General features: G+C 67.7%; 11 protein-coding genes and 1 pseudogene. 1 reads left to right on the forward strand and 11 read right to left on the reverse strand.

Translation table 11 applies throughout. The features are described 5' to 3' along the window. Nucleotides 1–435: class I SAM-dependent methyltransferase (locus QZZ33_RS05800; RefSeq protein ID WP_291378821.1), on the forward strand; the 435-nt coding region annotated here is incomplete at its 5' end. Between the two features lie 31 nt (nt 436–466). Here the strand turns inward: QZZ33_RS05800 and rarD are convergent. The 11 genes and pseudogenes from rarD to QZZ33_RS05855 form a co-directional block, all read right to left on the reverse strand. Further along, a complete protein-coding gene (rarD, locus tag QZZ33_RS05805) occupies nt 467–1,429 on the reverse strand; it encodes an EamA family transporter RarD (protein WP_291378823.1) in 963 nt (320 codons plus the stop codon). Nucleotides 1,430–1,513: 84 nt separating this feature from the next. After that, complete coding sequence (locus QZZ33_RS05810; protein ID WP_291378825.1) at nt 1,514–2,137, reverse strand: GNAT family N-acetyltransferase; 624 nt, start codon at nt 2,135–2,137, stop codon at nt 1,514–1,516. A gap of 59 nt (nt 2,138–2,196) precedes the next feature. Beyond that, entirely contained in the window at nt 2,197–4,179 is a 1,983-nt protein-coding gene (locus tag QZZ33_RS05815) for a glycosyl hydrolase (RefSeq protein WP_291378826.1), read from the reverse strand. A 2-nt stretch (nt 4,180–4,181) separates the two neighbouring features. Then, on the reverse strand, nt 4,182–4,907 hold the full coding sequence (locus QZZ33_RS05820) for an HlyD family efflux transporter periplasmic adaptor subunit (protein WP_291378827.1): 726 nt from the start codon (nt 4,905–4,907) through the stop codon (nt 4,182–4,184). Continuing rightward, nucleotides 4,904–6,649 carry a glycosyltransferase gene (locus tag QZZ33_RS05825; protein WP_291378828.1) on the reverse strand — a complete coding sequence of 582 codons (1,746 nt, stop codon included), beginning with the start codon at nt 6,647–6,649 and terminating at the stop codon, nt 4,904–4,906. The genes QZZ33_RS05820 and QZZ33_RS05825 overlap by 4 nt, the downstream gene beginning before the upstream one ends. Before the next feature lie 220 nt (nt 6,650–6,869). Further along, nucleotides 6,870–7,592, reverse strand: coding sequence for an ABC transporter permease subunit (locus tag QZZ33_RS05830; protein WP_291378829.1), 723 nt, complete (start codon nt 7,590–7,592; stop codon nt 6,870–6,872). Nucleotides 7,593–7,701: 109 nt separating this feature from the next. Continuing rightward, nucleotides 7,702–8,505, reverse strand: coding sequence for an ABC transporter ATP-binding protein (locus QZZ33_RS05835; RefSeq protein ID WP_291378830.1), 804 nt, complete (start codon nt 8,503–8,505; stop codon nt 7,702–7,704). Further along, nucleotides 8,505–9,869, reverse strand: coding sequence for a GTP-binding protein (locus QZZ33_RS05840; RefSeq protein ID WP_291378831.1), 1,365 nt, complete (start codon nt 9,867–9,869; stop codon nt 8,505–8,507). Before QZZ33_RS05840 ends, QZZ33_RS05835 begins: the two co-directional genes overlap by 1 nt. Then, on the reverse strand, nt 9,869–10,798 hold the full coding sequence (gene cysD / locus QZZ33_RS05845) for a sulfate adenylyltransferase subunit CysD (RefSeq protein WP_291378832.1): 930 nt from the start codon (nt 10,796–10,798) through the stop codon (nt 9,869–9,871). The genes QZZ33_RS05840 and cysD overlap by 1 nt, the downstream gene beginning before the upstream one ends. Then, nucleotides 10,780–11,502, reverse strand: a complete 723-nt coding sequence (locus tag QZZ33_RS05850) for a phosphoadenylyl-sulfate reductase (RefSeq protein ID WP_291378833.1) — start codon at nt 11,500–11,502, stop codon at nt 10,780–10,782. The genes cysD and QZZ33_RS05850 overlap by 19 nt, the downstream gene beginning before the upstream one ends. 2 nt (nt 11,503–11,504) lie before the next feature. Further along, nucleotides 11,505–12,112, reverse strand: a pseudogene (locus QZZ33_RS05855) (nitrite/sulfite reductase); the annotation flags it as partial.

Genomic DNA, 12,112 nt, shown 5'->3' on the forward strand with positions numbered 1-12,112 from the left:
GCTCGATCAGTACCGGCCAACGGCCGCGTCATCACCCACGAGCGCGACGCCGGTCACGCCGAGGTGGCGCGCGCCAGCCTCGACGCCGCCGGTGTGGGGCACAAGGTGACGATCCGCATGGGCCAGGCGCTGGACAACATCGCGGCGCTCGCGGACGATGCGCCGGTTGACCTCACCTTCATCGATGCGGACAAGCGCAACAACTCGGCGTACTTCGAGGCGGCGCTCGCAGTGTCGAGGCCTGGCAGCATCATCGTGGTCGACAACGTGGTGCGCGGCGGGGCGATCGCCGACACCGACAACACGGAGGAGTCTGCGGCGGGCGCACGAGCGGTGGTCGAGTTGGCCGCACGCGATGCACGCGTCGAAGCGACCGTGCTGCAGACGGTGGGCCGCAAGGACTACGACGGCATGCTCATCGCGACGGTCCTGTAGCGGCCGTCAGGGCCCGCTGGTGTGCGCTGATCTACAGCGGCTCGGTCACCGGTTGCTCGCTGGCGCGGGCAATGCCAGCCGCCCTGCGCCGAGATACGGGACGCACGCGCCACGCGTCGACGCTGAACACCACGAGGGCAATCCACACGATCCCAAAACCGATCCACCGGCCAGTCGGCATGTCCTCGTGGAAGTACCACACGGCCAACACGAACGACATGCTGGGCGCGATGTACTGAAGCATCCCGGTGATGGCCAGCGGCAGTCTGCGCGCGCCAGCGGCGAAGACGAGCAGCGCGCCGGCGGTCCACGTTCCGGTGGCGACCATCATGATGTCATGCCACCAGCCCAGGCCGTCGGCCCCGCGGGCCAGGAAGGTGGCGTCGCCTTGCGCCCCCACCACCCACAGGACGCCGAGGGCGACCGGCGCGATCACTGCGGTCTCCACGGTGAGCCCGCTGAGCGCGTCGACGCGGTCGCCCACCCCCTTCTTGATCAGTGAGTACAGCGCGAAGGAGCACGCGAGCACGAGCGAGATCCATGGCAGCTCTCCCATCTCCACTGCGATGACGGCCACGGCCACGCCTCCCAGCGCGATGGCGACCACCTGCAGCCTGCGTAGGCGCTCGCGCAGCAGGAACACGCTCAGTCCGACCGTGATCAGCGGGTTGATGTAGTAGCCGAGCGACGTCGAGGCCACGCGGTCCGTCACCACGGCATAGACCATCACGCCCCAGTTGATCGCGATGAGCACCGAGGCCGCCGAGAGCCGCAGCAGGGTTGGGCGGTGTTGCGCGACTACCCGTAGCCTCCGCCATGCGCCCAGCGCGGCGAGGATGGCCAGGCACACCAGCAAAGACGACAGTGCGCGCCACGCCACGATCTCGAACGCCCCTGCGGGCTTGAGTGCCGCCATGAGGATGGGGAACAGGCCCCACACCACGTACGCGCTCGCGCCGTAAGCGAGGCCACGGCGGTCAAGCGCTTCTGTCATGGCGCCAGTCTGGCACCGCTGGGGCAGTCCGCCATGCGTCGCACTGGCCCCTGTTGATGGGGTCCAGACGTTGGCGACAACGCCCTAGAGCGCCCGGCGCATGATGACCCGCGGTTTGCCGCCTCCCACCGATGAGGTATCGGAGGCCCACGTGAAGCCGTGCCGCTCGAACAGGGTCCGCGTGCCGATGTACGCGGAGGCGACGTCGATCTTGTCGCCCCGGTTGTCGGCGGGGTAGCCCTCGACAATGGTCGCTCCGTGTGTTCTGGCGAATTCAACGGCCCCCTCAAGCAGGTGCCCTGCCAGACCACGCCGCCGCCAGCCCGCACGCACCACGAAGCACACGACGGACCACACGGGTTGGTCGTCCACGTGAGGGATCACGCGGGACGTGGCAAGCCGGGAGTACGACGCCCTGGGAGACACCGAACACCAGCCCACCACCTCGCCGTCGACGTAGGCGAGGACTCCTGGCGGGGTTTCCGCAGCGCAGAGGTCCTTCGCCACGGCCACGCGGGCGCGGGCAAACGCGGTCCTGTCATCCTTCAGCCCCTTGAGCCGCGGGTCAGACTGACTGACGCGCATGGCCAGGCACCAACAACTGGGAGTGTCCAAATCCTTGGGGCCAAGGATCACGCGCAGGTCATCCCACCGCCCAACGGTCGCTGGCCGAATCTCCACCTGCGTCACATCCGCGTCTGCCGCCATGCGCCAGACGCTAGCCGCATCCCCTGACACGGGCTGCGAAGCCCGCCCCGGGGACGGCGCTAGTCGCGCAAGGCGGCAATCCAGGCCAGCATGTACGTGCGCGAGTTGCCGTCGTCAATGGTCTCCTCAGGAAGGGCAACGGCGGCATCCCACGCGGCGTCGGCGTCGGCGTCGGACTGCGTGGCCGCGTACATCAGCAGGAAGTCGGCAAACTGCGACCCGGAACCCTCGCCGCTGGCCTCCTCGAGCGTGGCGGCCACCGTCCCAGGCGCCACCAACGAGTAGTAGTCGACTGCGATGGGAGGCGACGGGATGAGTTGAATCCCAATGATCGCGTTGGGCTCCGCACTGAACCACGTGGCGAAGTCGCGCTTGCTGCCCCAGTGGATGCCAATGGTCTGGTGGTCGAACTCCGGGAACGCGGACAGGTCCGGCTCCAGGAAGACGCGCCGCGCGGCCTCCGCCTCTGCGGACAGCATCCACTCGGCTACCGTAGCCGCCTCGTCGTCGCCCCTCAGGCCGCGCCACAGTGCCACGGCGTTCCAGGCGGCCACCGCCTCGGAACTGGACTCCTGGTTGTTGCCATCGGCGAACGGGGCGAAGCCGGATGCCCACGAGTGCCCAGCGACGGGGTCGAAGGAGCGCCACTGCGGGAAGTCGGCCGTGGTGGCCGGCGAGGCAATGTCGTCGGCCAACAGGTCGAACGCCGGCCCAATGTCGTCGGCGAGGCCCTCGTCGCGCGCCACGGCCACGGAGGCGGCGTACAGCAGGTATCCGTAGTGGAAGTGGTGGTCGTTGAACTCTTCCGAACCGAAGGAGGGCGCGAGACCGACGACGCCTCTGGTCACGGGGTCGTACACCAGGCACTTCTCATCGCGCGCGGCGCAGCCCTCTGGGTCCCCCCACATCCTGAGCTGCTCGGCGAGCTCGGCAGCTAGGCTGTCCGCCAACACCGTCTCGCCGAGAGCATCGGCGATCTGCACCAGGTTTGACAACCGGAACAGCGCCTTGGACCCGAAATAGCTGTCGGCAGGGAACTCGAAATCGGCAGCGGACTCGGCCTGCAGCGTCGAGACGAGGGTGGCGCGTTCCTGCTCAGTGATCTCGGAAAGGTCAAGCGTGGCAGAGGGCTCGATGCGCGGAACGTCCCACGAGACCTCAGCCGCCGAGCACACCGCATAGGGGCCCTCGATCGTGGCGTACGTCCCGAGTTCGCAGGACTGCCCGGACGACGCCGCGCGGGCGGCGGGCATCACCACGACGGTGGGCGAGTCGCCATATGTCACGGTGGTGGTGGCCGCGAAGCCCTCAAGGCTCGACGCCACGCTCACGTCAGGGGGGCCCGCCCCTAGCGCCTGAGCGAACTCTGCGACGTCGACGCCGTCTGGAACCGCAAAGATCGCCGCGGCGCCTCCGTTACTCAGCGACAGCACGGTGCCATCGACACTGCCGTTGGCGAGAACGATGCCGTAGTCGTTGCCCGCGACGGTGGCCGCGGCCACGCCTTCCGACACCTCGGAGAAGGCGACCGACAACTGGGCCGTGAGGTCGGCGTCGGCGGTGATTCCCACGGCCGGCCACCCTTGCGCGATGGTGACGGTGGCGGGACCCATCGCGAGCGACGCCCCTACGGAGTCGGCTGCTGTCACCTCACCCAACCCGTCGGCGCCGTCAAAGGTGACGGTGACGTCGTCCATTGCGGCGGCGATGATGGCGTCCTCGGACGCGACGGGAGTGGTGACGCCCATACTGATTCCGCCCTCGCACACCCTCACGGACAGCGGGCGCGGGTACACCGGAAGGCAGCCCTCGCCGAACGCGAGGGAGGAGTACCACCGGTTGGTGGGCGGCATCACGCCGTCGGCTAGCCGAAAGGCGTCAAGCTCGGCGACGGTGCGCTCCTCGAGAATCTGATCGTGAGCGACCTCGCCCGCGCTCGCCTCTGTGGGGCTTGGCGTGGGGTTGACGGTGTTACCGGTGCAGGCCGCGAGAGCCAACACCGACATCAGCGCCACCGTGGTGGCGCGCGTGAGGCCAGCCACGGCTACAGTCCGAGCTTGCGAATGAAGTCAACGGCGGCATCGCGCATGCCCGCAAGGAGGCCGTCGTCCCGCAAGTGCAGCCGCGCCTCGAGCGGCGTGCCTGCGCGGACCAGGCCGTTCGCGTCACCCTCAATCAACCCGTCGCTGGAGATGGTGGCGGTGATGTGCGCGTCGCCTTCGACAGTTTCCACCGAGATGTCCGTCAAGGCGCCGGGAATCTCACGCTGGTCCGGCAAGAGCAGCTCGACAGCCGCGGCCTCCTCGATGCGACCGAAGTCGCGCGGCGCAAGCACAAACTCCGCGCGGGCGCTGAGCGAGTCATCTTCCTCGATCGTGGCGACCACCACGCCAGAGGAGATATAGGAACCTTCGTTGATATCGAACGTGCGGACCGTGCCAGGTACAGCGGCCCGCACCGTCAGCGTGCCGTCGGCCGAGACGTCGTCCCTGGCGGCATCGAGTAGGCCGGACTCCACGTCGCGGGCCACTTGCAGGCTCTCGACCGCGAACAAGGGCTCGCCCTTCTCCACGTGGTCGCCCACCTCGACATAGCGATGGGTGACGACGCCGGGGTAGTCGGCGCCCACGTCGTAGGTCTCGGCCACAATCTGCGCGCTGACGCTGACTACCTGCGCCTGGCGTTGGGTGAAGACGAAGGTGGCGCCCGCCACGAGCACGAGCACGACGATGACGCCGAAGAGCAGACGGAAACGGTTGGTCCAGGTCATGGTGTGTTCCTTTGGGAAGCGGGGCCAGTGCTGGCGAGGGTCGCGGGCTCATAGACCGGGGGGAAGTCGGTGGGGTGTTCCTTGGGCCGGGCCACGACGGTGCGCGGGGCAGGGGGTTGCGACGGTGTTGTGGCGCTGGTGTCGGGGATGCCGCGACGCAGCAATCGGGCGTCTCGGACCACCCCGAGCAGGAATGCACCAAGGATCAACGTGTTGGTGACGTTCCACGCCATGGCCAGGGTGGCGACGCCGTTCGAGATATCGCGGTAGACCGCCACCATGCTGGTGAGCGACAGGAAGAGGAAGAACAGGATCTGCGGCACGACGAAGTTGTAGGGAGAGTTCTTGCGCGCAGTGCCCGTCGCCTGCCACCCCACGTCGCGGCCCGTCAGCACGTTGTACAGGGCCTTCACGTAGATCGGGAAGGAGACCATGGCGAGCGTCAGCGTCTGCCAACGGAACGAGCCCAGCGTGTACCAGGCCAAGAGGATTTGCATCGCGTAGAACCCGGCGTAGTACAGGAACCAGGTCAACACGCTGATGGAAGCGGTCACGGGCCGCAAGTCAAAGTAGATCTCGAGCGACGGCACCAGCAACAAGATCATCGGTGAGATGCCGGTGAGGTAGAAGGTGGCAGTGACAAAATACTGAATCCGCTGATCCATGGTGAGATTGCGGCGTCGGCTCAGTGGGTTGTGCGTCATCATGATCTCGAAGCCGCCGGTCGCCCACCGAAGCTGCTGCTTGGAGTAGGCCTCGATCGTGTCTGGCGCCTCACCAACAGCGAGCACATCGGCGATGTAGACGGAGCGCCAACCGCGTTCGTGCAGATGGATCGAGGTCCACACATCCTCCGACTTCGAGTCGGTATAGATCCCACCGACATCCTCGATCGCTGACCGGCGGAACAGCACGTTGGTGCCCACGCAGAAGGCCGCGTTGAAACGGTTGCGACCGGGCTGAATGAAGCGGTAGAAGACGGTCTGCATATAGCCAGCGCCGCGCGCCACTGTGGTGTGCAGGTTGTCGAACGTCTGGGGTGTCTGCACGAAGGCGACCTTGGGGTCGACCATGAACGGGACGGTCTCCACGAGGAATGACTCGTCCGGGACGAAGTCCGCATCGAAGATCGCGAAGTACTCGCCCTTCGCGAGCGTCAGCGCGTGGTTGATGTTTCCCGCCTTCGCGCCGCCGGAACTGAGGCGACGCACGTAGCGGGCACCAAGTTCCGCAGCCAACTCGCGTACCTCGTCGCTCTTGCCATCGTCGAGCACCCACGTGGTGTGGCGGCCTCGCATAGCGAGCGCGGCTGTCACCGTCTTGCGGATCACGTCGGGGCTTTCACCATAGGTGGTGATGAACACGTCGACGGTGCGTTCGGTTCCCTTGATCAGCAGCGGCCATTGAGACTGCGGACCCTTTGACCCTCGCTCGAACAGCTTGCTGTGCGTGCGGTAGTAGTCGAAATCCCGGGGGTCGCTTGAACCGGCCAAGATGGTCCACATCGACAGCAGCGCGTGGAACACCAGCACGGATTCGGCGATGATCACCGCCACGTACGGGATCACGTCGCCACGATGCGCAGGATTCAGGAGGAACGCCGAGTACACCAGGATGCCGATCGTCGAGAGCAGCACGATCAGCGTGAGCACGGGTGACGGGGCACCACCCATCGCGCGTGCGGAGGCACTCGGCGGCGCGTCAACAGTGGTGGACGGTGGCACGTTTGTGGAATCAGTCATGATGGGGAACCCCTCTTTAGGCGCGCAGTCGTTGCAAGTTCGAGTGAGGACTCGCCAACGTTGGCGATGACGCCGTCTTGGGCGCCTTGCGGTGCGCGAGGATCAGACACACCGCCGGGCAGCATGGCCCGGACGTGTCCAATGTAAGCACAAAGTCCCGGTTGCCACCAGCCGAAAATGTGACCTACGCCACAGGCGCAATGGTGCGCCGTGAACGCGATCAGTGGGGCAGGCCCGCATCCACGAGGCCCCGGCGGGTGCGAAGTCGCGACTGAACGCGGCTGAAGACGAGACGGTCAATCAGCACGGTGAAGGCCAGCACGATGATGATCGTGGCCATCATTTCGGTGAGGTCACCCGTCTGCCGAGACCGCGAAATGACGGTGCCGATGCCGGTGCCTGACAACGCTCCGGAGAAGATCTCTCCTGCAACCAAGCAGCGGAAGGCGATCGACCATCCCAGCTCCACGCCCGTCATGATGCCTGGCAGAGCGGCGGGGAGCACGACGCGCTTCACGAGCGAGGTGCCGCTTTCGCCAAGGGTGCGACCTGCGCGCAGCAGCAAGGGGGGCACGTTGCGCACGGCCGTGCGCGTGCCCAGCATGATCGCCGGCACGGCGCCGAGCGTCACCACTGCACCAAGAGACCACACGTCCGTTCCCAGCACGATGGCGGCCACGGGGATCCACATCGACGTCGGCATTCCTTGCAGGGCGGCCAAGTACGGTGACAACCCTCGATCCCCGGCGCGCGACATGCCGATCGCGAGGCCGCCAGCGACGCCCAGCACCACGGCAATAGCGAAGCATGCCCCCATGAAGGCGGCCAGGCGCCACACGATTGACACCAGGCGGCCATCGGCGGCCATGTCGGCGAGCGCCGCTGCCGTGACGCCTGGTCCTGGCAGGGCGTCGGCGGCCAGCGACGCCAGCCACCAGATCATCGCCAACGCCGCTCCCACAGAAACGACTGGTAGGGCGCCCCAGGTGCGCCGGTTGCGCGAGTGCCCCGTAGATGGGTGGTGATCCACGGAGGGGTGTGTGGGTGCCGTCCTAGATGCTGACATAGCCGTCCCGTCCATGGCGGGGCGCGGAGATGCCCATCTGGTCAGCCTCGTCGAGCAATCCGCGCACATGCTGGGCCAGGTCGACGACCCGGCCAGACTCGACGACGCGGGGGCGGGGGAGGGTGACGGCAACCTCGGCGATGACGCGGCCCGGCCCAGACGACATCACCACGACGCGGTCCCCCAGCGTCACGGCCTCTCTCACGTTGTGGGTGACAAACACGATGGTGGTGCCGGTCTCGCGCCACAAGTCCTGGAGCTCGACGTGGAGGCGGTCGCGGCTGGGGGCGTCGAGCGCAGAGAAGGGCTCGTCCATGAGCAGCACCTGAGGGGCGAGCGCGAAGGCGCGCGCGAGAGCGGCGCGTTGGCGCATGCCGCCAGACAGTTCGTGCGGATGCAGGTGGGCGGCGTCGGCCAGGCCGACGCGCGCGATCCACTCGTCGGCGGTCGCGGCGCGGCGGTCGGGGGCCACGCCAGCGGATCTCAAGCCAAACTCCACGTTCGCCTGCACGGTGAGCCATGGGAACAGCGCGTGCTCCTGGAACACGAGCATGCGCTGCGGGCCGGGTCCCGCCACGGGCACGCCGCCCACGGTGACGGAACCCGTCGCGGGCCGTGCGTGGCCGGCGATCAGGTCCAGCAGTGTGGACTTGCCACAACCAGAGGGACCGACCACGGCGACGAGCTCGCCCGCCGCGATGTCGAGCGACAATTCGGCCAGCGCGGCGCGGTGAGATCCGCGGCGTGCGAAGGCCTGTGTGACGGCGTCGAGCCGGACGGAGGCGCTCATCAGATGCTCAGGTACCCGTCTTGACCGGTGCCCGGAGCAGCCGCGCGGGCAGTGCCGGCCGCCAGCGTCGCTCCGTCTTGAGGGTCGACCAATACGAAGGCACCAGTGCGTCGGTGGCTGCCGTAGTCCTCGATGGCCAGCGGTTGCGCCAGCAACAGCGTCACCACGCCGATGTCGTTGAGGGCGAGCGAATCACCAGGCACGATGCTCGAGTCGAGCGTTCCGCCGGGCAGCGTGATGTCGAGCACCCCCGATATGCCCGTGACCATGCCCTGCACCAACGCCGTGCCGTGCTGGACGAGCACGCGCTCGCGCAGGCGCAAGGGGCGGTCGGCGAGCCACGCCACGTGCGCGTCGAGGTGCTTCACGGGAATCGCGGCATCGCTGGCGGAGCTCAGGAGGTCGCCTCTCGCCACGTCCACCTCGTCAGCCAGCCGAATCGCGATGGACTGTCCCGACTTCGCCTCGGCGAGGGGACCGTCGGCGGTGTCGATGCCAGCCACCATGGTGCGCCGCCCAGATGGCTGCACCACCACGTCGTCGCCCACGTGAATCACCCCCTGCGAGACCTGGCCCGCGTAGCCGCGATACTCGCGGTGCTCGGGCGTCAGCGCGGCGTCTTGGGGGCGCAAGACGTACTGGACAGGCAGTCGCCATCCGCCGGCCGCGGCGGCGCGTTCGGCCTCGTCCACGCTCGGTAGGGTCTCGAGCAGGTCGAGCACCGTGGGCCCGGAGTACCAGGGCGTGCGCTCGGAGCGCACTGCCACGTTGTCTCCCTCGAGCGCACTCACGGGGACCGTGATGATCGACAGTGCGAGGCGGCGAGCATGCTCCGCCACGTCCGCCTCAATCGCCGCGAATGGCTGTTGCGCGTAGTCGATCAGGTCGATCTTGTTGACCGCCACGATCACGTGCGGCACGCGCAGCAGGGCCGCCACTGCCAGGTGGCGCCGCGTCTGCTCCAGGACACCGTGGCGCGCATCGACCAACACCACCAGCGCGTCGGCGGTGGAGGCGCCCGTCACGGTATTGCGGGTGTACTGCACGTGCCCTGGGCAGTCGGCCAGGATGAAGGTGCGCTGGGGAGTGGAGAAGTAGCGGTAGGCCACATCGATCGTGATGCCTTGCTCACGCTCGGCGCGCAGCCCGTCGGTGAGCAGGGCCAGGTCAATCCCTGCGCCGCCGCGCTCGCGGGTGACGCGCTCAACCGCCGCATACGCGTCGGCAAGGATCGACTTGGTGTCGTGCAGCAGGCGACCCACCAGGGTCGACTTTCCGTCGTCGACGGAACCGGCCGTGGCGAAGCGCAGCAGGGAGGTCTGGCGGGAGTCGGGGGCGACGGGCGCCGATGCGATGGCCGTCACTAGAAGTAGCCCTCCTTCTTGCGGTCTTCCATGGCGGCCTCGCTGGCCCTGTCATCGGCGCGGGTGGCGCCCCGCTCGGTGATGCGGGTGGCCGCCACCTCGGCGATCACGTCGGCGACGCTCGCGGCGGGGGACTCCACGGCGCCGGTGCAGCTCGCGTCCCCCACGGTGCGGTACCGGACGACGCGCCGCTCGAGGGCTTCGGTGTCGCGGCGGGACAGCGCAGGGTGGGGTGTGAGCAGGAGCCCATCGCGCTCGAACACCTCACGCTCGTGTGCGTAGTACAGCGCTGGCAACTCGATCGCCTCACGCTCGATGTAGCGCCACACGTCCAACTCGGTCCAGTTGGACAGGGGGAAGACCCGCACGTGTTGGCCTGGCAGGTGCCTCGTGTTGTACAGGTTCCACAGTTCCGGTCGCTGGTTGCGCGGGTCCCACGCGCCAAACTCGTCGCGCAGAGACACCACGCGCTCCTTGGCGCGCGCCTTCTCCTCGTCGCGCCTGGCGCCTCCAAAGACGACGTCGTAGCCGCCGTCGGAGATGGCCTCCAGCAAGGGCACGGTCTGCAGGGCGTTGCGGGTTCCGTCTGGGCGTTCGCGCAAGCGGCCGTCGTCGATGTAGTCCTGCACCTTGGCCACCTTGAGGCGAAGCCCAAGGCGTTCGACGGTGGCGTCGCGGAAGGCGATCACCTCGTCGAAGTTGTGACCGGTGTCCACGTGCAGCAGCTCGATGGGCACGCGGCCCGGCCAGAAGGCCTTGGTCGCAAGATGCAGCACGGCGACGGAGTCCTTGCCGCCGCTGAACAGGATCACGGGCTTGCGGGCCGTCGCGACGGCTTCGCGCAGGATGTGGATGCCCTCGGCCTCGAGCGCCTCTAGGGTGCTGAGTCCTGCCTTCACTGACGTGGTGCTCATGTGTGGATCCCGCATTCCGTCTTGCCCTGACCGGACCATCTGCCAGCACGCGGATCCTCGCCGGGCGCCACCGCGCGCGTGCATGGCGCGCAGCCGATGCTCGGGTAGCCCTGGGCCACCAGGGGGTGGCGTGGGAGGTCGTGATCGGCCTGGTACGCCTCGACCTGATCGTCGCTCCACAGCGCCAAGGGGTTGATCTTGACCAGACCGTGCTTCGCATCCCACTGGACGACGGGCAACTCAGCGCGCGTCACAGCGTCGACACGGCGCGCGCCGGTGACCCAGGCGTCGTGCCCTGCAAGGGCCCTGTTCAGTGGCTCCACCTTGCGCAAGGCGCAGCAGAGGTTGGGGTCGCGGTCGTGCAGCCGGGCGCCGTACTGGGCGTCCTGCTCCGCGACGCTCTGGGCGGGAAGCGCGTTGACCACGGTGATGGGCAGGCGGCGCGCCGCCTCGTCTCGCGTCGCGAGTGTCTCCGCAAAGTGGTAGCCGGTCTCCAGGAACAGCACTTCGACACCCGGCAAGCGGGCGGAGAACAGGTGCGGCAGGATCGTGTCCTGCATCGACGACGCGACGATGAGTCCTTCGCCAAACGTCGCGACAGCCCAGTCGGCGACGTGCGCGGCCGACGCCGTTTCCAGTCTGGCGTTGACGTCGGCGACGCTTGCCTCGGTCCACTCGGTGGGGTTGAGAAGGGTGAGGTGGCCGCTGATGGGATCCATGATCACCGCAGCGCCTCCTCTTCCACCCGAAACGCCCACTGTGCGAACGGCTCGTCCACCTGGCGAGTGGCCAGGTAGTTGCGGGTGACGCGCTCGATGTACTCGGGCATGCCGTCGGCCGTGACCTTGTGGCCACGCAACTTGCGGCCAAAGTCGTTGTCCTCGCCGAGTCCCAAGCGGCCACCCAAGTGCACCTGGAAGCCGGGTACCTGGCCGCCCGTCGCGTCGTCCAGCACCAACTGCCCCTTGAAGCCGATGTCAGCCACCTGCACGCGGGCGCAGGAATTGGGGCAGCCGTTGACGTGAACGGAGATGGGGGTGTCGATGTCAGGGAAGGCGAGGTCGAGCTTCTTGACCACCTCGCGGGCGGTCGCCTTGGTCTCCACGATGGCGAGCTTGCAGTACTCGATTCCCGTGCAGGCGATCACGTTGCGGTGGAACTCGCCGGGGCTCGACTCGAGCTCGAGCGCGCGCAGTCCGTTGACCACGTGGTTGACCTTGTCGCGGGGCACGTCAAGCACCAGGATCTTCTGGAGCGGCGTGAGGCGAATGCGGTCGGAGCCGGCCGCCTCTGCAAGGTCGGCGATGGCCGCGAGCGTGTCCCGAGACG

It is taken from the genome of Demequina sp., assembly GCF_016278775.1.
Taxonomy (GTDB): Bacteria; Actinomycetota; Actinomycetes; order Actinomycetales; family Demequinaceae; genus Demequina.